Consider the following 20,233-nt stretch of genomic DNA (forward strand, 5'->3'; position numbering starts at 1 on the left):
CTCCTTCCGGATTAAAAATGATTGCTTTGCATCTTATGGAGAAGACGGTCAAACGACTCATGGTCATCCATCGTAAACTGTTTGAAGTACTGTTCATGAATGACTTCGACGACAGGGGACGATTCCTGGACGATCGTTTCGCCTGACGGTGTCAAGACCAACCGTTTTTCCCGATCGATTCGTTTGCGGGTGATGAGGTGAAGTTCGAATAGTTTTTTTAAGGTTTGGGAGATGGCACCACTCGACAGTTCAAGTGTCGTCTCGAGTGATTTTTGTGTCGCACTTTGTTCCCGGTATAACGTATCAAGCATATCGAACTGTGATTTCGATAAGCCCCAATCTTTCAGGACCGCGTTGACTTCCTTCATATAGCGGTGATGCAGTTTTTGGATGGCCTGCCAATGACGGTAGGATGGAGTAGACAGGTGTGAAGTCATCAGATCCCTCTTTTCTGTCACCGAATAAACGGTAAAATAATGAAAGCCGCTGTTGATTATCAAGCGGTTTCATATATTCAAATTAACACAAAATCGGTTGATCTCCTACCACTTGCGCCTGATAAAAAAGCATCCTTCGTTTGACCCGACAACCGGGTGGACGAAAGATGCTTTTTTAGTTGACACGCGATGCTATTTTCGGTGTCGGGACATGCCGTCCCCAAACCAAATAGAAAATCGGTCCAAGATAATTAACGAGAAAAATCAGGATGCCCCAAAGCCATTTGGGACCGCGTGTCTTCGGACGTTTCCATAAGTCGCGATAAGCCGTGACCATTAAAAAGAATCCAAGCATGTGGACGATATTGTTGAACCACTTTCGGTTGATTAAATCCAAACCAGTTACCTCCTGAGCCATGATTAGCTGACGAACAGTCGGTCATGAAAATTTTTTAAAATCAACCGATCCTGTTCAATCGTAAAGCCGTAACGGGTAAAGCATTCGGCAGAGACGCGTCCACCGTAAGAAATGGCGGTAAAGTCTCCGCTGACCCGGTAATGGGTATATTTATGTTGAATATCATGAATTAGCGATTCGAGCAGTAAACCACGTTCGCCAAGACCTTCCTCGCGGACATGGATGTCGAGCAAGCTGAATTCAGCAAATTCATTCGAGTCGAATAGACGTGTCGACAAGTGTTGAATCGTCATATGCGAACGTTTCGATAAAACCGTTTTATGCGTGTGACGATTTTCCAGTAACGTCACGTAATAACTGAACAGCGGTGCATGAATGTTACGTGTCACTTGAACGACCTGCTGTTGATTATTGTAAGCAAGACCGACGAGTTGTTCGTTCGGATGCTGCTGAATTTGAATGGATCGTTTGGCGCAGACGGTTTGCCATTCCTGCTCCGGAATCCATGACAACTCTTTGGTCCGGTTTGTTCTAAAGAATTTCACGGGATAGGTAGATCCTCCTTTAAACGAATAGATGATTTTAATATACACTTTTTGTCAATTGGATAAAAGGGTTTTTAACAAAATCATACAAATTAAAAAAATGTTGCATTTGCAACAAAAAACAATATAATAAAATTATATAATTCTTCAGACAAAAAAAGGAGACGATATGGGAGAAATATTACGTGAAATTGGAATGATTGCGCGGGCACTCGATTCCATCAGTAATGTTGAATTCAAAGAGCTGGAACTGACAAAAGGACAATACATTTATCTTGTCCGGATTTGTGAAAATCCAGGAATCATTCAGGAAAAACTGGCTGAACTGATTCTCGTGGACCGGACGACAGCCGCCCGATCGATTCAAAAATTAGAAAAAGCCGGATTCATCGAAAAACGACCGGATGTCGTGAACAAAAAAATCAAAAAACTGTATGCAACTGCAAAAGGACAGGCAACGTGTCCGGTGATTCTTCAGGAACACGCTTATTCGAAAGGGGTTGCTTTAGCTGGTTTGAGTGAAGAAGAACAAGCCCGGTTACTGGAGTTGACGGAGCGCGTCCGTGAAAATATCGAGCGGGAATGGGACTTTGTCAAAAAAGGTGGAACTCGACATTATTTGAAGGAGTGAATAGGGTGAAAGAAACGATTGAGTTTGTCCGCTGTGACGTCAAGGATGTCAGAACGTTACAGGTGATTAGCATAGAAACCTTTTCGGAGACGTTTGGTTCCCAAAATGATCCGCAGCATCTAGAGGATTATCTCAACCAATCCTATAATCTCGAAAAATTAACAGGGGAGCTTGAACGTACAGATTCGTTTTTCTATTTTATTAAAAGTGATGAGGAAATTGCCGGCTATTTAAAGCTGAACATCGGAAAAGCTCAAACTGAGCCGACGGAAGGGAAGTCGTTGGAACTCGAACGGATTTATATCCGTTCAGCATATCAGGGGACAGGTCTTGGAAAGCAGTTGCTTGAGAAAACATTCGAGATTGCTCAAGCACAGGGGATGGAGCAAGTCTGGTTAGGGGTGTGGGAAGAAAATCACCGGGCGTTACGCTTTTATCGACGTTTTGGTTTTGTACAAACCGGAGCACACGCATTCTATATGGGAGAAGATAAACAAATCGATTTGGTCCTGACAAAGACATTGTAAAACGAAACGAACTCATATCAGTCAAAAATAGCAAGCCCTCAAAAACCCCTCCCGGATCATGGCATCGGGAGGTTTTAGTATAAGACATAGTATTCACGTGAAATAACCGTCAGCTTAGAAAAATTTGCTCCAGCTCTTTTTTCTGCCGGAAATGGTGCCGGGTATGCATTTCGATCAGTTGATACCATTCCTGCGCATTCAACGAACCGAAACCACCGTGTCTTGTTTTCCGTTGCGGTTCGATGTGATCGAGCCGTTTCGACCAGTCTTCCATCCGTTCAATCAGTTCAAGCAGACGTTCTTTTAAGCGATTCCGGCTGTCCGTATTGTCCGGCGGGGCGTTCATCTCGTCCGGCAGTCTGATTTTGACGGGTGGAAAGGCATTTTGACGGAATAATTCTTCTCCGAACGGTGTTTTACCGTCCGCTGTATCGGTCGTCAGCGAAGCACAGATTTCGACTTCGTCCAGATATTCATGGGCGACAAGTAAAATATGATCATACATTTGACTAAGCGACCAGACACCGGGTTGCGAAATGTAATGTAATTCGGTTTCGGTATACCGGTCCAGTTCGTGATGCAGATACAACAGGCAGTCGATTCCCGTCATGTAAATCCCTCCTTCAGCGGATACCCATTTTCTTGACTATAGCATGTCCGCTTGTCGCCTGGACGAAAAAAAAACAGGGCAACAAGGAATCATTCCCCGTTGACCTGTCCGGTTCAAGATGCTTTGATTTCGTCGTCGACCGTCATCGCATACAGCGCTTGTTTGGTCCGTTTAAAGACGATCGGTAACGACACGAGACTAATCAGTAAAAAGCCGAGCGAGCAGACGATATAGGTTGACCGGATTGAAAACGTTTCGGCTAAAAGACCGATCGACAACGTCAGTCCGATGATCAAGATGGATTCCGCGACATTGATGACGCCGGAGAATCGTCCCATGATCGAAACGGGAACATTGTTTTGATAAAACGACAAGAATCCGGTATTCGCGAACGATAACGCAAACGTCAGCAGGAAAAAACCGATTGCCGCGAAACTGAAATCGGTCGCCGTCGCAAAGATGAGATAACCGACCGGAGTCGCGATGGCTCCGAAGCCGATCAGGAAGCGTAAACTGAGCCATTTCGTACACGTCGCGTTAATGATGGAACCGGCAATGATGCCGAGCCCGGCGATACTGACGAGAAAGCCGTATGTACTCTCGGAAAAATCAAGAACCCGGGTCGCGAACGTTGCTTCGAGTGAATCGAGCCCGGACATGAAAATCGTCATCACACAGAACAGGGCATAAACGAGTGTGATGTAGCGGTGTTTGCGCGCATAACGGAACGTTTCTTTCCAGTCGGCGACGATCATGCTGAAACTGAGCCGCTCGGCACCGGAAATCATTGCCTGTTTTTCGATATCCGGCAGGGAAAACAGAATCAGTGCCGACATACCAAGTACACCGGCATTCAGATAGATGGCGAACGTCGGGGAGCCGACGAGGAACAAGAGACCGGCAATCGTCGGTCCAAGAATGAAGCCGCAGGATTGGATGAAATTTTTTAAGGCATTAAACCGTTGCCGGTTGGTTTTCGAGACGAGTTTCGTCATGTAGATCAGAGAAGCCGATTCAAACAACGAGCTGCCGATATTGATCAAGAAAACCAGTGTATACAAGACGAATAACGAGTCGATCCACGGTAAGATAGCAATCAAGACGGCCCGGGACACATCAAGCAGCACCATCAGATTTCGTTTATCGACGCGATCGATGACCGTGCCGGACCAAAAACTTGATAACAGGGCGGCAATCGGGACAAGCATGTAGAGAATCGAGACAGCGAACGCTGAATTCGTCCGTTCGAGGACAATCAGGTTCAGGGCGATAAAATAGACCCATGCCCCGAGATTGGAGATGCCGACGCTCGACAACAATAGAGCAGGGTGTTTCCAGGTTTCACGCATGCGTCATCCTCCCCAAATGTTTTTTGAATATATAGAAATTTATTACAATTGATATTAAGGGACAGAAAGGAAGAAAGCAAGAAGAAAATGGAAAAAGTCATCCGGAAGATGACTGGGGTACACCCATTACGTGAGGAAATAGTCGAGTGTCGCAAACAAGCTTGTTAACAGAAAACAAATCAGCAACAGGGCGGATAAAACGATTAAGTCGAGGTGCCGGCGGAGGCCATTCACAAAAATAAAGAACAGGGTCCAGTAACCGACAAATAAAGTAAGAATGACAGCAAGGACAGGGGCCGCAATCGGTAACGATCCTGCGATATCAGCGCGAAAGGATGGATTCGTGATGGCATAAAAGGAAAAAATGAACGTCGGAAGTGCACCGAGGTAAAGGAGCCATTTGGGGAATTTCATAGAGAGCATTACTCCTTTTTTGTATACGGTTAGAATACATCCAGTATAAAGGACTGGAATTGTAAATAAAACGTACAAAATTGTAAGGAAGTGTCATTTTTGATTTGCATGTCTTGTATAATGGATAGGGACAAGTCCTCATCTGTTACGGCTTAAAGAAGACGGACGTTCAAAAATGAGTTCGTAATAGGTTCCGACACCGACACCGGACGTCACGAAATCCGGAGCGATAAGCTGAACGAACCGCCAACCCTTTTCCGCCTGTTGATTGATGACTTCCTGGTAATCTTCTTTTGGATTTCCGGACAATCGTTTGAAGTCAATCCGGATATATTGATATTCATACATACTATCTCCTCCTGAAAGTGCGTTATCATTCTTTACGTCCGGAAAAAGGAAAAGGTTCCCAGGAGTCGGTTAGTTTGAGGCTAAAAAAGAATGATAAGGAGAAACTGATGATTCATTTAACAATAAAACCAACCTTAGTAGGAACCACGACCATCCTCCGGCCGTTTGCAGCAAAAGATCTCCCTTTGATCGAACAATGTTTGCGAGATCCGGAAGTCCTTAAACTGACCGGAAGTGAAGCGGATTTTGACCGGGAGACGCTTAAAACCTGGTACGGAACGAGGTATAACCAGCCGGATCGTCTGGATTTGGCAGTCATCGACAAAGCAACCGGCACGCTGGTCGGAGAGGTCGTCGTCAATGAGTATCAGTCAAGCGACCACAGCATGAACTTCCGGATTCTGATTGGAGAAGCCGGCAGAAACCGCGGGATTGGAACGGAAGCGACCCGGTTGCTGATTGATTACCTGTTCCAACAGACATCGCTTGATCGCTTGACGTTAAGCGTTTTTGACTTTAATCCGCGGGCGCGGCACGTCTATGAAAAACTGGGCTTTCAGGTGACCGGTGTAGAAGAGGACGATCTCGAAGTTGGCGGACGACGAGTTGATTCGATTCTGATGGTCTTAACGCGGGAACGTTATTTAGAGCAGTAAATGAACAACAGCCCGGTTCTGCTCCTAAAAAAGTGAGAGAAACCGGGCTGTTGTTTTTGTTTACCCTTGTTTTGATTCGGACTTTCTGGATTCTTCCTCATCATCAGCCCAATTAATGCTCAAATCGACCCGTCGGCCAACGAACGAGCGTAAAAATAAAACTAACGTCATAGTCGGCAACATCCACCACCATGAATCGGCGATGCCGAAGTATTGGATCACATATATCCACATGAATAGGCTGCTGACAAAAAGAATTGTTTCCGAAGTCGTGATGAATTCCCTTTTCGGTTCATACATAAGTAAAACCTCCGATGATATGTCATTAAGTAGTTGTTTCCGTTGAAGTGTGCGATACCTCAACGTCCGGCTGATCGAGCTGATTGAACAGGATCGCCCGATTTCTTCCTTGCTGTTTCGCCGTATATAAGGCTTCGTCCGCTAGTCCGTTCATGTGCTGGATGTGAATCTGTTTTCCGTGAGCAATTCCGATGGAAGCTGTGACCGTGATGGCAGGAAATCCGTCCAGTTGGAACCGTTCATTCGCAATTCGTTCCCGAATCCGGTTCGCGACTTTGATGACTTTGCACGGAGTCAGGTCATAGACCAGAAGCATGAATTCCTCTCCGCCGATCCGTGCCGTGATATCGTGGTGACGCGTTTCTTCCATTAGGATATTCGCGAACTGTTGCAACACGAGATCCCCGTTTCCATGACCGTATGTATCGTTGACATGTTTAAAGTGGTCGATGTCGAGGGCAAGCACGTTATAAATGCGACCTTCCTGTTCCAGTCCTGCTGTCCTGCTGTCCCAGACCCGTCGGTTATACAGTCCAGTCAGATGATCAAGTTCTGAAGACTGTTTGTACAGTTCGACTTGGCGGTTCAGCGTCTGGAAATCAAGCGTCAGCATACTCGACAGGACACCAACGGCAAGACCGATCGTCCAGGTCGCAAGTAACAGACGAAGCGAGGCATCGTTAAAGCCCAAATTAATCAGAACGGCGAATGTAATCATCAACAGCGCCCAGACATTGAGGGCGAGATTCTGCCGAAACGGCTGATTCAGGAGTTGGCGATGAATCCAAATCATCCCGGTACTGATGGCAATGATGGCGATAAAGGCAATAAATGCTTGCGGGGTCACACCAAACAAAAAACGGGAACCGGCGATGATCAAGGTGGCAATGACAAGCGGGAAGCGGCTGCCGTAAAAAGCGAGCAGGACGAGCGGCAAATGACGTAAATCCATCCGTAACGACTCATTGATCTGGATGCCCTTGAACATCAGTATTACCCCGAGTAATCCGGTCGCAAGACCAATGATCAGCGACTTAACGGTATAGGATGAGAATCGGGTGGAATGAATGATTTTTGATATCATATAAAACCCGGTAAACGCGATGCAGGCGTTGACGAGCAGCTCGACGATGAATATGATTTTCCACATCCTTGAACGTGATACTTTTACGATACCATTTTGACAAAAGTTGTCAATCTGGAAGGGAGCCGGGCTTTCTATTGTGAAAGGAAACAGAAACGAAGATTGAGTAGTTGTACGAAATCATGTACAATAAAAATAGAGAAAACCACGTAAGGAGGAACTAATGATGTCGATTGTCACATACAGTGATGCCCGGAAAAATTTTAAACAGATTTTAGATCAAGTGCATGATGATAAGGAAGCTGTCATCATTTCACGAAAAAATAACGAAAATGCCGTTTTACTTTCTGAAGAAGAATATAATCGTTTGATGGAGACCATCTATTTAATGCGAAGTCCTCAAAATTCAGTCCGTCTACTGGAGTCAATCGAACAGCTGGAACAAAAAAAGCTGACAGAAAGAACGTTGATTGATGAGTAAAGTCCGTCTACTTTTTACGGATCATGGATGGGAAGATTATCTGTATTGGCAACAAGAAGACAGAAAAAAATTGAAGCGGATCAATACACTGATTGAAGACGTAAAACGAAACGGCAATTTGACTGGCATAGGCAAACCGGAAGCATTAAAAGGAAATTTACAAGGCTTTTACAGCCGGCGAATTGACTCGGAACATCGTCTCGTTTACAGGTCGACGAGTGAACAAGTGGAAATCCTTCAATGCCGTTATCATTATTAAACGAAAAACTCCCGAACAAAACGCACCGCTCCAACCGGAACGTGACGTATGTCGGGAGTTTTTCATTCTTCTCTACTGGAATTATACCGCGAATCTGTAGACGAAAACAGACTACTTTTACGTTTTGTTCTGTTCTACACTTCAAATAAGATTGTAGTAAAGGACGTGAACAGTAATGACCGGACAAACCAAAGTGCTCGACCAGGGACCGTTTCTGCATGGGACAAAAGCCGTATTACGAGTCGGAGATGAATTACAAATTAATTACCTGTCTAACTATCAGGAAAAACGCTCGAATTATATTTATTTCACCGCAACACTTGAAGCTGCAAAGTGGGGAGCCGAGCTTGCCAAAGGTGACGAACGGGAACGGATTTATCTCGCCGAACCGCTTGGACCGTTTGAAGATGATCCGAACTTAACGGATCAGCGCTTTCCCGGCAATCCGACACGGTCCTACCGGTCGAAGGAACCGCTTCTCGTCGTCGCAGAGCTCGGCGTTTAGGAGCGGCATTCGGAAGAGACGATTCTTCAAATGAAGGATTCCTTAGCCCGGTTAACGAAGGAAGGAAAAAATGTCATTTTGGATTGAGAAGATTTTAAAAGGAAATGGAAATACCTGTTAGAATATGTTTTGAAAAAAGGGGAATGAATCAACCGATATGCCATCATTTAAGCTGTTCAAGTTTAGAAAAGGGGACAGCTTATGCCAATACGAACGATTCTCATCATCGAAGACGAGGTCGAAATTGCCGAACTCGTCTCGATTCATTTACGAAACGAAGGATTTCAGACATTGCTCGCCTATGACGGTATGTCAGGTCTAGAACGCTTCCGGCAACATCCGGTTGATCTCGTCATCCTGGACATTATGATGCCGAACATGAACGGGCACGAAGTCTTGACACAAATCCGGCAAATCGATCAGACGCCGGTCATCTTTTTAAGCGCCAAACAGTCGGATTTTGATAAAATCAGCGGGCTTGTGATCGGAGCAGATGATTATATGACGAAACCTTTTAATCCGCTTGAACTGGTCGCCCGGGTCAACGCCCAGTTACGGCGTGCCTTTCAATGGACGGGACAGTCGAAACCATTTGAGAGTAATTTGATTCGACTGCAAAACGTGATTCTCGATGCCGACCAAAGGAAAGTCCTTGTTAATGAACAGCCTGTCAATTTGACGCCAAAGGAATTTGATATTTTTTGGTTGCTTGCCGGTTCTCCGAATCAGGTCTTCAGTACGGAAAAAATCTTTGAGCGGGTTTGGAAGGAAGATTACTTTGACGGGGCCAACACGGTCATGGTCCACATTCGGACATTAAGGAAAAAGATTTCCGACACCAATAAGACCAAACGGTTGATCGAGACCGTTTGGGGCGTCGGGTATAAAGTCAATGCGTAAGTTCATCAATGGCTTCCGGACCAGAATCATCTATCTGTTTATCAAAAGTCTGTTGATGGCTTCGGTCATCACATTCGCAATCTATAAGGCGCTACAATATTATTACCATCATCACGTCTTTTACGGGGACACGTATATGCGATACCGGTTTTGGATGCGCGAAGTCGGTGACATCTATGTCTTTTTAGCGCTGTACATTCCATTTTCGATTCTCATCTTTTATCTGCTGACGCGGACATATACCAAATATTTTGAGGACATTTCAAGCGGTATTCGTCAGTTGGCAGCGGGTGATTTTTCACATCGTATCGAGATTGCATCGAAAGATGAGTTCCGCCAAATCGCAAACGACTTGAATGCGGCAAGCTCAGGCTTACGGACGGCCATTCAGGCAGAGACGTTGGCGCAACGCAGTAAAGAAACGCTGATTGCCAATTTGGCCCATGATTTACGGACGCCGTTGACATCGGTGACCGGATATTTGGATTTACTGAATCAACCGACGACAACCCCGGAAGAACGGGCTGTCTACATAAAAATTGCCTATAAAAAATCCCGGGATCTCGAACAACTCCTTGAAACCTTGTTTGATATCTCAAAACTTGATTTATCACTGAAGACAACGGAACAGACAGAGGTCGATTTGTATCATCTCCTGCTCCAACTCCTGGATGAAATGTATCCGTTGATCAGTCGTGTCAACGCCCGTCTAAATCAGCAGATTAGTCCGTCCTTGAACATGACGGGAAACGGAAAAGAACTGGCCCGGGTGTTTGAGAATTTGCTTAATAACGCGATACGTTACGGCAATCTAGATTATCCGATTGACATCAGTGCATTCCGCCGCGGCGCGGAAATTGTGATTCAGATCACGAATGCCGGTCCGACGATTCAAGCGGCGGATGTGCCGTACCTGTTTGATATGTTTTATACAGTCGATCAAGTCCGGAACATACCGACGAAACAAACCGGTCTTGGCCTGTTCATAGCAAAGACGATTGTCGAAAGACATGAAGGGACGATTGACTTACAGCAAAGCGCAGGACAGATTCGATTTGAAATCGTTTTTCCGGCTGATTTAAGAAATTCTTAAGAATTTTCCCGACTTTCATTTAAACCCTTTTCTTTATGCTGTCTGTAATGAAGAAAAGGAGAGGGTTTAACATGAAAAAACTAATCGGCGTGCTTTTGATTGTACTTATTCTATTTCAATTTTATCTGACACGAACACCGGCTTTGACGAACAAAATTTCATTGAAGGATGCATCGTTGTATCAAGGAGATTTAGTATTGATCAATAAACAAACGGAGATTCAGGAAGATCCGCGCAATCTTGGCAAAATCCCGAAGGCGGCAACGGAGACACATATCGAAGCGGGTTTATTAGTACAACAGCATGTCGGGACAGCTTTACGACAGATGATACGTCGTGCGGAAAAAGTGGGAGTCAGACATTTTCAAATCAATAGTGCCTACCGAAGCGGGAAGCTGCAACAGCGGCTGTATGAAGAATATGGTGCGGACTTTGCGTTGCCTGCTGGTCACAGCGAGCACCAAACGGGTCTGTCGGTCGATCTCGGTTCGACAAGCGGGAAGATGAGTCAATCCAAAGAAGGCAGATGGCTTGCGAAAAATGCCCATAAGTTCGGTTTTATCATCCGGTATCCAAAAGGAAAGGAAGCAGTAACGGGAATTTCGTTTGAACCGTGGCATATTCGTTATGTCGGCTTACCGCACAGCAGCAAGATGTACGAGGAAGATTTGGTGCTGGAGGAATACATACGCTATGTCGAACAAGAGAACGCGTACAAGATGAAAATAGGAAATCAAACATATTTTGTTCAATACACGAAAATGCGGTCAATCCGTATTCCGGATACACCGCATTTTCAAGTGTCCGGTACGAATGAACACGGTTTTATCGTCACGTCCCGCTTGAAAAAAGACTGAGGAGGAACCAAATTCATTCGTCTATTCATTCAAATATTCAAGTCCAAGCCGTGAAATATGACGGGTCGCTTCACTGCAACTGGGAAACGACTTTGTTACAGGAAACCAATCAGCATGTGCTGGTCTACGGACAACGTCCGGTCTCCGGTTCGTTGATCTTGACCTGGATCTCATCCGGGATACAACCGGTCAGTGGACGGTCGTCGACGAAGAAGAGTTTTTAGAAAATCAACTGACATATCACTATGCGGTTGACGTCATCGAAGTAGCGGAACGGACGTTACGCCGGCTGCAAGACAAGATTCAAAGACAGGTCTTTCCGTTTGACGGGTTTTTGGAAAGTTGGCTGAATCGAGTACGGCACGACAGTAAGACAACTCCACTTCCTTAAAACGGCTCTGAGTCTGCTTTCAATTAGGGTGTTTCGTTTGACACTCCGCAGCCAGCCGCCGAATTTCAGCAGCCATCGAGGAATTGACCGGCAGAATCTGCTCGAGCCAGTCAAGCAGTGCAAGCGCCGATTCCGGGACGCGGGCGTATCCTTGCAGGACATCGGTGAACCGTTCCTGCGTCTGGGGGAACCGTTTCTCGGCCCGGCGTTCATTGCCGTAGGCGTCGGGATAATAGACGACTTCCGGCTCGATTAAATGCAGAATCGACAAAAAGTTTGAAAAAGCATGCTGTTCGACCAGCTGGAGACCGGACAACCGTTCGCCGCGGGCATAGCGGCACAGTCCAACATAGAGATTCGTCAAGGCTTCGTTCAGTGCAAAGTCGAGTGTATCGCGCCGGATCGGTGGAGGTGATTGTTTTGAAACCGTCAAGTCGACGCCCGGAAATGTTGGATCCTGCCAGACAATCCGTCCCGGGGAAAAAGCGATGTCCGGCATCTCATCGAGTTCGAAAATCGCACACTCCCCGTAGATCCCGTCCGCGAACAATAACTTAAACCCGTCGACGGTATTTTGAAAGATAAAGCTGAGCGGATGAACGGATTCCAGCCAGTCGAGCCGGTCGAGGAACCGTTGTTTTTGACCCGGTTTCGTAATGACGAAAAAATCGAGGTCGGAATAGGCATCAAGCCGTTCCAGCTCCCGACCGACGGAACCGAGTCCGAGCAATAACCAGGCGTCATTTGTTTGTTCCAGCTGTTGGCCAATCTGGTCGAGACGTGTGAGCAGGGTCTGTTGGCGTGACATTAGAAAAACTCCTTTTATATGGTGTAAGCGTTCTCTTGTTCAGTCTAGCAAGCTTAAACGGTCCGTCAAGGAAAAATCGTCTAATTCAAGATAAAATAATTACTTAGAACAGGAAAGGGTGATTGATATGGAAGTGCTGATTCTCCTGATAGGCTCATGTCTCTTGAGTGGATTAATGATCTGGACGATTGTCAAAGCTGTCATGTTGTCTTATCGAAAACAACAGCTATCAATCTCAAAAGCAATCTTCGTCATCCTGGGTATGGTCGTCTTCAGCATCCTGCTCGCCGGTGTACTGCCGTATTTGTATTTCAGATTCCTCTAACCGTCAGGCACGATTTTTTCGGAACAGTCGCTTCCGATCAAGTCGTGCCTGTTTGTTGTCTAAAAAAATCCGAACAACCAAGTGATTCGTCCTGTTATTTCTTGATAGAAAGGAGGAAATTCCTCCTGAATCTAAAGGGGGACAAATTTATGCAACCTTACTTACGTGTCGAGCATCAATTGTTACGCGACGGAGCCGCTTTTTCCTCCGTCCATGAAAAAATGGTCTATCTGCTGCTGCAAAGTTATGCCGGACGGGACGGACTCGCGTTCCCGTCGCATCAGACGCTCGCGGACGCCGTTCCGTGCGGCAAGACGACCGTCAAAAACTGTCTCCAGACACTCGTCGAAAAAGGATGGATTGAAAAGGTCGAACGGTTTGACCGGCACGGCGGACAAACGTCAAACGGCTACCGGATCCGGGCGGGGTCCCCGGGTGCTTCCGGACAGGTCCCTAGTCATGAGACGACTTCCGGGGAGACATCTGTCGCCTCCAAAGAAAAAGGGGTTAAAAAACCGTCTTTAAAAAAAGAACCACCATCACCCGGAGTCAAGGAAATCATCACTCATTTTGAGAGGGGAATCGGTCGTGTCACCCCGTCGATTGGCAGGCAACTTGAGCGTTTGTTAAAAGAAACGAGTCCGGTTGTCCTGCACCATGCGATCGAACAGGCATCGGCGGCGAACATCCGCAACTTCAACTACATTAAGGTCATCATCGACAGTCTGAAACAGCGGAATTTGTTGACGCAGGAACAGATTGACCGTCATGAACAACGCCGCCGTGCATCTTCCCGGAAGCGAACGTCCCGCCTGACAGACCGCGGTCGGTTGCCGGATTGGGTCGAACGGGAACGCCGGCAACAGCAGCAGGCAGAAGCGGAGCAAAAACAACGGCTTGAACAAGCTGTTCCCGATCAAGGGGAACTGGCATTACTGCTCGCAGAACTTATCTGATCAAGGAGGACTTTATGACACCATCACTTGACTGGCTCCTCGTACAAGCGAACCGAAAACTGACAAGAGAAATGGATCCGGACGTCGTCGCGATTACCCGCGCCGTCATTACGGAACTGGCGGCAGAAGGACTGCCGATCGGTATTGCACAAGCTTACCGGACAAAACAGGAACAGGATGCCTTGTATGCCAACGGGCGGACCCGTCCGGGAAAAATCGTCACTTATGCGAAAGGGGGAAGATCAAACCATAACTTCGGGGTTGCCGTTGATCTTTTTGTCTATGCGGACGGCGGCAAACGGGCGGAGTTTCTCGCACCGCCAGATCCGCGGCTGAAACGGCTCGTCGCCGCGATGAAACGTTATCAGATGCAGTGGGGCGGTGACTGGGGCAATTTTCCCGATTATCCGCATTTTCAATTGTATGATGCGGTCAACGGTCAAGCGAAACCGTTACTCGGACCGCGTTATCCCGGTCGACCGCTATATGCAGGAGCAAAGCGGATGGACCGGACGCTGATCCGGCTGATTCAAAAACGGCTCCGGTTGCCGTTGACCGGTCAATTCGATCGGAAATTAACGCAACTCATTGAGCAGTTTCAGCGGCAGCACCGGTTAACGGCAGACGGTGTCATTGGTCCGGTCACGTGGCGTCATCTGTTTGGACTTCAACGATGAAGGAACGTTCAATCGCCCTGATCCGACTGATCGTGCCGCTCTACAGTTTCGTGAATTTGACGTTACTTGCACTCGGCTATACACCGCTGCCGTTTGAGACGAATCAAATCGAAACCGCTCTGACGGCGCTCCTCGGAGCAGGCGGTCTGATGTATGCGTGGTGGAAAAATAACAATATGACCGAGGCGGCGCAACATGCGCAAGTCGTTTTAACGGAATGGAAAAATCATGTCCAGCGAGACGGACAGGAAAAACCAGGATGAATGTGCAACCTGAACTGGTAATTTGTTTGAAATGTGCAGGCAACGGGCAATATTTCGAGTAGAGCGCTAATGGTTTGATCCCAAGATACCGATAATAAGGTAGCGTCCCGTATCGCCAGCATTCCTCAGTTGCTGCCGACGGAAAAGAAAGAGGTCAGACTGAACTTGAAATTATCGACGTTACAATTTTACCTGTTACTCGCATTGTTTTCATTGATGTTTACAAGTATCTGGAGTTACAATGCTTTCCTGAAAGTTGAACAAGAAAACAATCGGATTATGATGGAAGCGATCCCGATTTCGAATGCTGCTTCGCAACTGTTCCCATTGCTGCTCGATCAGGAGTTGACAGTGCGCAGTTATTTGCTTGACCAAAATGATCAGACGTTCCAGCAATTCAAAAATACGAATGCCGAACTGAAAGAGACGATTGCCACATTGAAGATGCTCGATCAACGCCATCCGATTCTCAAGCAATTGCTGGCAGATGAGGCGATTCCACTGATTTTACGAACGGACGGTTTTTATGAACAGCAGATTCAATGGATTCAAAGCAATCAAATCGAACGGGCGACACTGAAACGTTACAGCGGCATGGACTATATCAATCAGTTCCGGCCGATCAATGCAAAAATCAATCAGGACATCGATAAAATCATCCAGGAAGCTACGGACCGTTCCAAACAGGCGTCGGCGTCTGCCAAATGGGTCATCGTCATCGTCGTCAGTGTCGCTGTCCTGCTGTTGATGGCCTTCCTGCAGACGTTCCGCCTCGAGCGGAGTCAACAGGCGTTGATCCACCGCTCGTTACATGATGCCTTAACCTCGATTCCCAACCGGCGCGCGTTCGATGAGCATTTGGAAGCATGCTTTACGACCGCCCGGGAACAGCAGATGGACGTCGGCTTGATTTTGATTGATGTCGACGAGTTCAAACTGTACAACGATACGTACGGTCACCTGAAAGGCGACTGGTGTCTGCAGAAAGTCGCCGCTACATTAAAAAAACAGGCGGGTGAGTTTGGACTGGTCTCGCGGTACGGAGGAGAAGAATTCGCCGTCATCTTGACGGAGCATGTCGAGCAAATCACACATGTCGCCGAACGGATCCGCAGTGAAATCCTCCGGTTGAAGATTGAACACAGTGCGTACGAACCGCTTTGCCAGCTCAGTGTCAGTATCGGACTTGCCGTCGTCCGGCCGAGCGAGACGTTGACGGAAGGCGACTTGATCGTCCTGGCCGACCAAGCCCTGTACCGGGCGAAGTCAAGCGGACGCAATCAAATTTCAAGCCATGAAGCGAGTTGAACGTTTCTCCAACGAAAAAGCTCTGATTCCATTCGAAAATGGGATCAGAGCTTTTTTAATCCATAGTTGGTCTTTCGGATCATTGCAAAATCACACAATAGGAACGGTCGGAAATCAATGGCGCAGAAATGACGAACACCGTCTTGACGGGTGTACCGCCGACTTTCGCGTCTAATTGATGCAGCTGAGACCGAATCTTTCGACTTAGGACATACCTCGTTTCCGTACTCAATTCATCGACCTCGTCATCATGTACATGTAACAAGAGTTGAAACGGTTCGAGCGAGAAAATGGAAAAGTCGCAGTCGATTCGAGGGTCTTCAAACTGTTCGTTCAGACCATTTTTTATGAAGTACGCTTCTTGTGCTGTAATCATCTCGTTTCGCCTCGCTCTCTTTCAAAAACAGTTCAAAAAATTATAAGCTGTTAGTTAACTATATAGTCTATAATACCCAATTTTTTTGAAAAATATCAGTTTCTGTCCGGAAATGGACCGAATACTGATGAATTAGGGAATCTTTTAACGAACACAAAAAAATCACCTGATTCAGCAGTGCCTGGTCTGGAATCAGGCGCTGCTGGATCAAATGATCGTCGAGCCGACATGACGCAAAAAGTCTTCGGTCGTTTGCTTAAAAAAGGTTAACTGGTGGACCGGAATCGAGACGTGTCCGCCATAACGGACTTCTAAGTAATGGGGATTGACCGGCGATGGAAACTTGATCCGTGCGAACCACTCGGTCATCGTCTCCTGCTCGCGCCGTTGCATCGATTGCGGAAGCCGGCGGTTAAACAGCAGCATATGTTGGCGAATAACTTCTGCCGGTAATTCATGGTGTGGATAATAAAGCACCTCGACGCGACTTTGCGTTAACAGCAGCGGTTGGAAGCGGGTCGGTCGGATGACTTTGATGTAATAGACGAGCAACAGGACGGATGCAACCATCAGGAAAATGAAGATGAACGGATACGGTGGTGCGACGACTGGAGAATCGAAACCTGTTCGTAAAAATAGCGGGTCCGGCTCTGTTGCGACGGTCTCGGCAATCGGGTCAAAGTTAACGACGAGTGGATCGGACGGAAGCGGAAGATTATGCGTGTCGCCACAGCGTGTCGTACAGGAGCTGGTCGTCCGACTGTCGAAAAGAGAAACGAACGACGTCAGAAAACGAGGAACAACGGACTGGATGGCGAACACGGCCAGTAAAACCCCGGAAAGAAACAAACCGATTTTTAATCGGAACGAAGTTTGCATGAGACCACCTCTTTGATACCGTCAAAACGGTTGATAAACAAGTCTGAACTGAGTATAGCAAATAAGACAGGAAAACGTTCTGATTTTTTCAAAAATTAGTCATTATTTCCTAAAAAAATGGAGGTTACCAGATGAATCGCTTACGCACCAGTTTTCAACAAGCAACGGGACAAATCAGCGGGCACGGGAAACGGAATGTCGGCGTGTTAAAAACAGCATTTGAAGAAACCGCGGACGAGACGGCAAGTGATCAATACGGGACGGGATCCATCATCCAACCGTTCGAAGAAAAGTTTGCCGATGTACTCGGGATGGAGGACGCCGTCTTTTTCCCGAGCGGTACGATGGCGCAACAGGTGGCCATACGGATTTGGTCGGATGAGACGGATAACCGGATCGTCGCCTATCATCCGCTCTGTCATCTCGAAATTCATGAGCAGGACGGATTAAAGGAACTGCATCCGATTAAAACGATTCTTGTCGGAGAAGCCGACCGGTTGATGACACTCGACGAAATCAAAGCGTTGCCGGAGATTGCCTGTCTGTTGCTCGAATTACCGCAACGGGAAATCGGCGGGGTCGCTCCGGCCTTCAGTGAACTGGATGCGATCAGCCGGTATTGCCGGGAACAGGGAATCCGTCTGCATCTTGACGGCGCCCGTCTGTTTGAAATAATGCCGTATTACGAGAAGACGGCAGCTGACATCGCCGGTCTGTTCGACAGTGTCTACATTTCATTTTATAAAGGACTCGGCGGAATTGCCGGGGCGATTCTTGCAGGACCGGCAGCGTTTTGTAAGACGGCCCGGATCTGGAAACGGCGGTATGGCGGGGACTTGATCAGCTTGTATCCGTATATCGTTTCGGCCGATTATTATTATGAACTGCGAAAGGACCGGATGGGGCAGTACTATGCGGATGCGAAACAACTGGCGGAACGGTTCAATGCGTTGCCGGGTGTGCATACGACACCGGAAGTCCCGGTCTCGAACATGTTCCACCTGCACTTTGAAGGTCAGGCGGCGGATGTGTCCCCGAAACTGGAACAGGTTCAGGAAGAAACGGGACTCGGCTTCGTGGGTTATCTCGTCGACAAAGACGGGTATTGTTCAACAGAAATCAGTGTCGGCGATGCTTACGGGGAGCTGGATCCGGAAACACTCGAAACCGGATTTACCCGGCTTCGGCAAGCCTTTTCTTAAAGTGGTTCTTTGACCGTCGGATGGAGTTGTTGGTAAACGGCGATTTTTTCCGTAATCATCTGTTCCGTCCGGATGAGTTCCGCGAGCTGATTTCGGACGTTTTGCTGGTGTACTTCGAGCAGACGCAGCCGCTCAAGCGACGTGTCGTGCGTTTCGGATGAGGCGAGAAACAGTTCGACATATTCCCGGATCTGATCGATCGGCATATGTGTCGCCCGGAGGCGGAGGACAAAACGGAGCCAGGCCAGCTGGGCTTCATCATAACGTCGGACTCCGCTTGCGGTCCGGGTCGGGAACAACAATCCTTCTTTTTCGTAATAGCGGATTGTATAGGCCGTCGTTTCGGTCAGTTGGCTGATTTCTGAAATCGTATACATCGTGTCAGACCTTTCTTGCTTGACTTAGAGTTCACTCTAACTTGTAGACTTTTACTATACCAAACAGAAATGGGGAATTACAGATGAAATACACGGTCATTACAGGAGCCAGCTCAGGCATCGGATACGAAACAGCGAAAGTACTCGCACAAAAAGGGAAGTCATTGGTCCTCGTTGCCCGCCGGACGGATGAACTGGAAAAATTACGCGACGAAGTCAAAGCCCTGGCACCGGACAGTGACGTCATTCTCCGTTCCGTTGATTTGACGGAATCGGCGAATGTCCATGAACTGTATGATTCCTTACAAGACCTCGACATCGAGACGTGGATCAACAATGCCGGGTTCGGTGACTTCGACAACGTCAAGGATGTGTCAGTCCCGAAAGTAGAAAAGATGCTCCGACTGAACATCGAAGCACTGACCGTCTTAACGAGCCGTTATGTCCATGATTATCATGACGTCGAAGGAGCGACGGTCCTCAACGTCTCGTCCGGAGGCGGCTACCGGATCGTTCCGAACGCGGTCACGTATTGCGCGACGAAGTTTTATGTCAGCGCCTATACGGAAGGACTCGCACAGGAACTGAAAAATGCCGGCGCGAAACTGCGGGCGAAAGTCCTGGCACCGGCTGCGACGGAAACGGAATTCGCCGACCGGTCACGCGGGGAACAAGGATTTGATTACAGCAAAAACGTCGCCAAATATCATACGGCGGCGGAAATGGCGACATTCCTCGACCAACTGCTCGACAGTGACCAAATCGTCGGCATCGTCAATGCGGAAGATTATTCGTTTGAACTGCGCGGACCACTCTTTACGTATGTCGGTGCAAACAACTAAATTCGACAAAAAGCCAGTTTCCGGATAGCGGAAACTGGCTTTTTTTGTCTGAAGCGGATGAAACGTATATGTAGTTCATCTCAAATCAGCGGCATGACAAACGTCGACGTTAAGCTGACGACTAAAAACAGCGCGTAGCTGAAGAATGTAGTTTTAGGGCTGCCATCCGTCCGGCTTCCGAGAATCGAAAACAGACTGATCGCGCAAATCGTAAGCGTGGACAATAAAAACGACTGATGGGAATCGACTGACGGAATGAGCGACTGGGCGAGATGCGCCAGACCTAGCGGCAAGACGATCAATAAAAAGTAATAGCCGAGCCGTTCTTCCGATGGATGATCCGTCGATTCGTGCTGGGTAACTGTTCGTGTATGCATTCTCATGGCTCTTCACTTCCTTCTGCTTTCAGTATAGA

Annotated in this window: 30 protein-coding genes and 1 pseudogene; 17 read left to right on the plus strand and 14 right to left on the minus strand. The window is 47.4% G+C overall.

Annotation, left to right across the window (positions count from 1 at the left end; all coding sequences use genetic code 11):
* Positions 1 to 11 precede the first annotated feature (11 nt).
* The 3 genes from AC3IRK_RS07260 to AC3IRK_RS07270 form a co-directional block, all read right to left on the minus strand.
* A complete protein-coding gene (locus AC3IRK_RS07260) occupies positions 12 to 437 on the minus strand; it encodes a MarR family winged helix-turn-helix transcriptional regulator (protein WP_131504032.1) in 426 nt (141 codons plus the stop codon).
* 175 nt (positions 438 to 612) lie between these two features.
* Positions 613 to 834 (minus strand): PLD nuclease N-terminal domain-containing protein, encoded by a 222-nt coding sequence (locus AC3IRK_RS07265; RefSeq protein ID WP_251138750.1) that lies wholly within the window; start codon positions 832 to 834, stop codon positions 613 to 615.
* A 23-nt stretch (positions 835 to 857) separates the two neighbouring features.
* Positions 858 to 1,400, minus strand: coding sequence for a hypothetical protein (locus AC3IRK_RS07270; protein WP_131504033.1), 543 nt, complete (start codon positions 1,398 to 1,400; stop codon positions 858 to 860).
* Between the two features lie 169 nt (positions 1,401 to 1,569).
* On the opposite strand from AC3IRK_RS07270, the gene AC3IRK_RS07275 reads away from it, so the two are divergent.
* Positions 1,570 to 2,031: a MarR family winged helix-turn-helix transcriptional regulator gene (locus AC3IRK_RS07275; protein ID WP_131504034.1), complete on the plus strand. Its 462-nt coding sequence runs from the start codon at positions 1,570 to 1,572 to the stop codon at positions 2,029 to 2,031.
* Positions 2,032 to 2,036: 5 nt separating this feature from the next.
* Positions 2,037 to 2,558 carry a GNAT family N-acetyltransferase gene (locus tag AC3IRK_RS07280; RefSeq protein ID WP_489170637.1) on the plus strand — a complete coding sequence of 174 codons (522 nt, stop codon included), beginning with the start codon at positions 2,037 to 2,039 and terminating at the stop codon, positions 2,556 to 2,558.
* Between the two features lie 109 nt (positions 2,559 to 2,667).
* Here AC3IRK_RS07280 and AC3IRK_RS07285 read toward each other — a convergent pair whose 3' ends face one another.
* From AC3IRK_RS07285 to AC3IRK_RS07300, 4 genes are all read right to left on the minus strand, one after another.
* Entirely contained in the window at positions 2,668 to 3,168 is a 501-nt protein-coding gene (locus tag AC3IRK_RS07285; RefSeq protein WP_131504036.1) for a DinB family protein, read from the minus strand.
* A 113-nt stretch (positions 3,169 to 3,281) separates the two neighbouring features.
* Complete coding sequence (locus AC3IRK_RS07290; protein WP_131504037.1) at positions 3,282 to 4,517, minus strand: MFS transporter; 1,236 nt, start codon at positions 4,515 to 4,517, stop codon at positions 3,282 to 3,284.
* 126 nt (positions 4,518 to 4,643) lie between these two features.
* Positions 4,644 to 4,931 carry a hypothetical protein gene (locus AC3IRK_RS07295; protein WP_131972845.1) on the minus strand — a complete coding sequence of 96 codons (288 nt, stop codon included), beginning with the start codon at positions 4,929 to 4,931 and terminating at the stop codon, positions 4,644 to 4,646.
* Between the two features lie 138 nt (positions 4,932 to 5,069).
* The gene (locus AC3IRK_RS07300; RefSeq protein ID WP_131504039.1) at positions 5,070 to 5,279 is read right to left on the minus strand and encodes a DUF4177 domain-containing protein; all 210 of its coding nucleotides are present in this window, start codon (positions 5,277 to 5,279) and stop codon (positions 5,070 to 5,072) included.
* A gap of 107 nt (positions 5,280 to 5,386) precedes the next feature.
* On the opposite strand from AC3IRK_RS07300, the gene AC3IRK_RS07305 reads away from it, so the two are divergent.
* A complete protein-coding gene (locus tag AC3IRK_RS07305; protein WP_426355235.1) occupies positions 5,387 to 5,935 on the plus strand; it encodes a GNAT family N-acetyltransferase in 549 nt (182 codons plus the stop codon).
* Between the two features lie 60 nt (positions 5,936 to 5,995).
* On the opposite strand, the gene AC3IRK_RS07310 is transcribed toward AC3IRK_RS07305, so the two are convergent.
* Both AC3IRK_RS07310 and AC3IRK_RS07315 read right to left on the minus strand, forming a co-directional pair.
* A complete protein-coding gene (locus AC3IRK_RS07310) occupies positions 5,996 to 6,235 on the minus strand; it encodes a hypothetical protein (RefSeq protein ID WP_131504040.1) in 240 nt (79 codons plus the stop codon).
* Positions 6,236 to 6,260: 25 nt separating this feature from the next.
* Positions 6,261 to 7,385 carry a diguanylate cyclase gene (locus AC3IRK_RS07315; protein WP_489170638.1) on the minus strand — a complete coding sequence of 375 codons (1,125 nt, stop codon included), beginning with the start codon at positions 7,383 to 7,385 and terminating at the stop codon, positions 6,261 to 6,263.
* Positions 7,386 to 7,545: 160 nt separating this feature from the next.
* Between AC3IRK_RS07315 and AC3IRK_RS07320 the strand changes: the two genes are divergently transcribed.
* From AC3IRK_RS07320 to AC3IRK_RS07350, 7 genes and pseudogenes are all read left to right on the plus strand, one after another.
* Positions 7,546 to 7,800, plus strand: coding sequence for a type II toxin-antitoxin system Phd/YefM family antitoxin (locus AC3IRK_RS07320; RefSeq protein WP_114595958.1), 255 nt, complete (start codon positions 7,546 to 7,548; stop codon positions 7,798 to 7,800).
* Entirely contained in the window at positions 7,793 to 8,059 is a 267-nt protein-coding gene (locus AC3IRK_RS07325; RefSeq protein WP_290830926.1) for a Txe/YoeB family addiction module toxin, read from the plus strand. The genes AC3IRK_RS07320 and AC3IRK_RS07325 overlap by 8 nt, the downstream gene beginning before the upstream one ends.
* A 175-nt stretch (positions 8,060 to 8,234) precedes the next feature.
* Positions 8,235 to 8,651 (plus strand): annotated as a pseudogene (gene arr / locus AC3IRK_RS07330) (NAD(+)--rifampin ADP-ribosyltransferase).
* A gap of 114 nt (positions 8,652 to 8,765) precedes the next feature.
* On the plus strand, positions 8,766 to 9,464 hold the full coding sequence (locus tag AC3IRK_RS07335; protein ID WP_131504044.1) for a response regulator transcription factor: 699 nt from the start codon (positions 8,766 to 8,768) through the stop codon (positions 9,462 to 9,464).
* Positions 9,457 to 10,557: a sensor histidine kinase gene (locus AC3IRK_RS07340; protein ID WP_489170639.1), complete on the plus strand. Its 1,101-nt coding sequence runs from the start codon at positions 9,457 to 9,459 to the stop codon at positions 10,555 to 10,557. The genes AC3IRK_RS07335 and AC3IRK_RS07340 overlap by 8 nt, the downstream gene beginning before the upstream one ends.
* 71 nt (positions 10,558 to 10,628) lie before the next feature.
* Positions 10,629 to 11,414 (plus strand): M15 family metallopeptidase, encoded by a 786-nt coding sequence (locus tag AC3IRK_RS07345; protein WP_188004242.1) that lies wholly within the window; start codon positions 10,629 to 10,631, stop codon positions 11,412 to 11,414.
* A gap of 79 nt (positions 11,415 to 11,493) precedes the next feature.
* Positions 11,494 to 11,805, plus strand: a complete 312-nt coding sequence (locus AC3IRK_RS07350; protein WP_370528997.1) for a DUF402 domain-containing protein — start codon at positions 11,494 to 11,496, stop codon at positions 11,803 to 11,805.
* Positions 11,806 to 11,824: 19 nt separating this feature from the next.
* On the opposite strand, the gene AC3IRK_RS07355 is transcribed toward AC3IRK_RS07350, so the two are convergent.
* Positions 11,825 to 12,613 carry a hypothetical protein gene (locus AC3IRK_RS07355; protein ID WP_489170640.1) on the minus strand — a complete coding sequence of 263 codons (789 nt, stop codon included), beginning with the start codon at positions 12,611 to 12,613 and terminating at the stop codon, positions 11,825 to 11,827.
* Positions 12,614 to 12,740: 127 nt separating this feature from the next.
* On the opposite strand from AC3IRK_RS07355, the gene AC3IRK_RS07360 reads away from it, so the two are divergent.
* The 5 genes from AC3IRK_RS07360 to AC3IRK_RS07380 all read left to right on the plus strand — a co-directional run bounded on the left by AC3IRK_RS07360 (position 12,741) and on the right by AC3IRK_RS07380 (position 16,142).
* Complete coding sequence (locus tag AC3IRK_RS07360) at positions 12,741 to 12,938, plus strand: hypothetical protein (RefSeq protein WP_131504048.1); 198 nt, start codon at positions 12,741 to 12,743, stop codon at positions 12,936 to 12,938.
* A 149-nt stretch (positions 12,939 to 13,087) separates the two neighbouring features.
* Positions 13,088 to 13,894 (plus strand): helix-turn-helix domain-containing protein, encoded by an 807-nt coding sequence (locus tag AC3IRK_RS07365; protein WP_489170641.1) that lies wholly within the window; start codon positions 13,088 to 13,090, stop codon positions 13,892 to 13,894.
* Positions 13,895 to 13,908: 14 nt separating this feature from the next.
* A complete protein-coding gene (locus AC3IRK_RS07370) occupies positions 13,909 to 14,571 on the plus strand; it encodes a M15 family metallopeptidase (RefSeq protein ID WP_489170642.1) in 663 nt (220 codons plus the stop codon).
* Positions 14,568 to 14,834, plus strand: a complete 267-nt coding sequence (locus AC3IRK_RS07375) for a phage holin (RefSeq protein ID WP_131504051.1) — start codon at positions 14,568 to 14,570, stop codon at positions 14,832 to 14,834. Before AC3IRK_RS07370 ends, AC3IRK_RS07375 begins: the two co-directional genes overlap by 4 nt.
* 165 nt (positions 14,835 to 14,999) lie before the next feature.
* Positions 15,000 to 16,142 (plus strand): GGDEF domain-containing protein, encoded by a 1,143-nt coding sequence (locus AC3IRK_RS07380; protein WP_489170643.1) that lies wholly within the window; start codon positions 15,000 to 15,002, stop codon positions 16,140 to 16,142.
* Between the two features lie 79 nt (positions 16,143 to 16,221).
* Here AC3IRK_RS07380 and AC3IRK_RS07385 read toward each other — a convergent pair whose 3' ends face one another.
* Both AC3IRK_RS07385 and AC3IRK_RS07390 read right to left on the minus strand, forming a co-directional pair.
* Positions 16,222 to 16,518, minus strand: coding sequence for a hypothetical protein (locus tag AC3IRK_RS07385; RefSeq protein WP_114595950.1), 297 nt, complete (start codon positions 16,516 to 16,518; stop codon positions 16,222 to 16,224).
* Positions 16,519 to 16,725: 207 nt separating this feature from the next.
* Entirely contained in the window at positions 16,726 to 17,397 is a 672-nt protein-coding gene (locus AC3IRK_RS07390) for a hypothetical protein (RefSeq protein WP_489170644.1), read from the minus strand.
* 131 nt (positions 17,398 to 17,528) lie between these two features.
* Here AC3IRK_RS07390 and AC3IRK_RS07395 point away from each other — a divergent pair, with 131 nt between their 5' ends.
* Positions 17,529 to 18,599, plus strand: coding sequence for a threonine aldolase family protein (locus tag AC3IRK_RS07395; RefSeq protein WP_489170645.1), 1,071 nt, complete (start codon positions 17,529 to 17,531; stop codon positions 18,597 to 18,599).
* Here AC3IRK_RS07395 and AC3IRK_RS07400 read toward each other — a convergent pair.
* Complete coding sequence (locus tag AC3IRK_RS07400) at positions 18,596 to 18,976, minus strand: MerR family transcriptional regulator (protein ID WP_131504055.1); 381 nt, start codon at positions 18,974 to 18,976, stop codon at positions 18,596 to 18,598. The two genes, AC3IRK_RS07395 and AC3IRK_RS07400, sit on opposite strands and share 4 nt — an antisense overlap.
* A gap of 83 nt (positions 18,977 to 19,059) precedes the next feature.
* Here AC3IRK_RS07400 and AC3IRK_RS07405 point away from each other — a divergent pair, with 83 nt between their 5' ends.
* Positions 19,060 to 19,818: an SDR family NAD(P)-dependent oxidoreductase gene (locus AC3IRK_RS07405; RefSeq protein WP_131504056.1), complete on the plus strand. Its 759-nt coding sequence runs from the start codon at positions 19,060 to 19,062 to the stop codon at positions 19,816 to 19,818.
* Between the two features lie 80 nt (positions 19,819 to 19,898).
* Here the strand turns inward: AC3IRK_RS07405 and AC3IRK_RS07410 are convergent, their stop codons facing one another.
* Positions 19,899 to 20,195, minus strand: coding sequence for a hypothetical protein (locus AC3IRK_RS07410; RefSeq protein ID WP_426355249.1), 297 nt, complete (start codon positions 20,193 to 20,195; stop codon positions 19,899 to 19,901).
* Positions 20,196 to 20,233 lie beyond the last annotated feature (38 nt).

Source organism: Exiguobacterium sp. GL_137 (genome assembly GCF_057834585.1).

Coding starts and splice junctions, on each gene's coding strand:
- AC3IRK_RS07260 (WP_131504032.1), bottom strand. CDS start 437: ATGACTTCACACCTGTCTACTCCATCCTACCGTCATTGGCAGGCCATC.
- AC3IRK_RS07275 (WP_131504034.1), top strand. CDS start 1,570: ATGGGAGAAATATTACGTGAAATTGGAATGATTGCGCGGGCACTCGAT.
- AC3IRK_RS07285 (WP_131504036.1), bottom strand. CDS start 3,168: ATGACGGGAATCGACTGCCTGTTGTATCTGCATCACGAACTGGACCGG.
- AC3IRK_RS07290 (WP_131504037.1), bottom strand. CDS start 4,517: ATGCGTGAAACCTGGAAACACCCTGCTCTATTGTTGTCGAGCGTCGGC.
- AC3IRK_RS07295 (WP_131972845.1), bottom strand. CDS start 4,931: ATGAAATTCCCCAAATGGCTCCTTTACCTCGGTGCACTTCCGACGTTC.
- AC3IRK_RS07300 (WP_131504039.1), bottom strand. CDS start 5,279: ATGTATGAATATCAATATATCCGGATTGACTTCAAACGATTGTCCGGA.
- AC3IRK_RS07305 (WP_426355235.1), top strand. CDS start 5,387: ATGATTCATTTAACAATAAAACCAACCTTAGTAGGAACCACGACCATC.
- AC3IRK_RS07310 (WP_131504040.1), bottom strand. CDS start 6,235: ATGTATGAACCGAAAAGGGAATTCATCACGACTTCGGAAACAATTCTT.
- AC3IRK_RS07315 (WP_489170638.1), bottom strand. CDS start 7,385: ATGTGGAAAATCATATTCATCGTCGAGCTGCTCGTCAACGCCTGCATC.
- AC3IRK_RS07320 (WP_114595958.1), top strand. CDS start 7,546: ATGTCGATTGTCACATACAGTGATGCCCGGAAAAATTTTAAACAGATT.
- AC3IRK_RS07325 (WP_290830926.1), top strand. CDS start 7,793: ATGAGTAAAGTCCGTCTACTTTTTACGGATCATGGATGGGAAGATTAT.
- AC3IRK_RS07335 (WP_131504044.1), top strand. CDS start 8,766: ATGCCAATACGAACGATTCTCATCATCGAAGACGAGGTCGAAATTGCC.
- AC3IRK_RS07340 (WP_489170639.1), top strand. CDS start 9,457: ATGCGTAAGTTCATCAATGGCTTCCGGACCAGAATCATCTATCTGTTT.
- AC3IRK_RS07345 (WP_188004242.1), top strand. CDS start 10,629: ATGAAAAAACTAATCGGCGTGCTTTTGATTGTACTTATTCTATTTCAA.
- AC3IRK_RS07355 (WP_489170640.1), bottom strand. CDS start 12,613: ATGTCACGCCAACAGACCCTGCTCACACGTCTCGACCAGATTGGCCAA.
- AC3IRK_RS07360 (WP_131504048.1), top strand. CDS start 12,741: ATGGAAGTGCTGATTCTCCTGATAGGCTCATGTCTCTTGAGTGGATTA.
- AC3IRK_RS07365 (WP_489170641.1), top strand. CDS start 13,088: ATGCAACCTTACTTACGTGTCGAGCATCAATTGTTACGCGACGGAGCC.
- AC3IRK_RS07370 (WP_489170642.1), top strand. CDS start 13,909: ATGACACCATCACTTGACTGGCTCCTCGTACAAGCGAACCGAAAACTG.
- AC3IRK_RS07375 (WP_131504051.1), top strand. CDS start 14,568: ATGAAGGAACGTTCAATCGCCCTGATCCGACTGATCGTGCCGCTCTAC.
- AC3IRK_RS07385 (WP_114595950.1), bottom strand. CDS start 16,518: ATGATTACAGCACAAGAAGCGTACTTCATAAAAAATGGTCTGAACGAA.
- AC3IRK_RS07390 (WP_489170644.1), bottom strand. CDS start 17,397: ATGCAAACTTCGTTCCGATTAAAAATCGGTTTGTTTCTTTCCGGGGTT.
- AC3IRK_RS07395 (WP_489170645.1), top strand. CDS start 17,529: ATGAATCGCTTACGCACCAGTTTTCAACAAGCAACGGGACAAATCAGC.
- AC3IRK_RS07400 (WP_131504055.1), bottom strand. CDS start 18,976: ATGTATACGATTTCAGAAATCAGCCAACTGACCGAAACGACGGCCTAT.
- AC3IRK_RS07405 (WP_131504056.1), top strand. CDS start 19,060: ATGAAATACACGGTCATTACAGGAGCCAGCTCAGGCATCGGATACGAA.
- AC3IRK_RS07410 (WP_426355249.1), bottom strand. CDS start 20,195: ATGCATACACGAACAGTTACCCAGCACGAATCGACGGATCATCCATCG.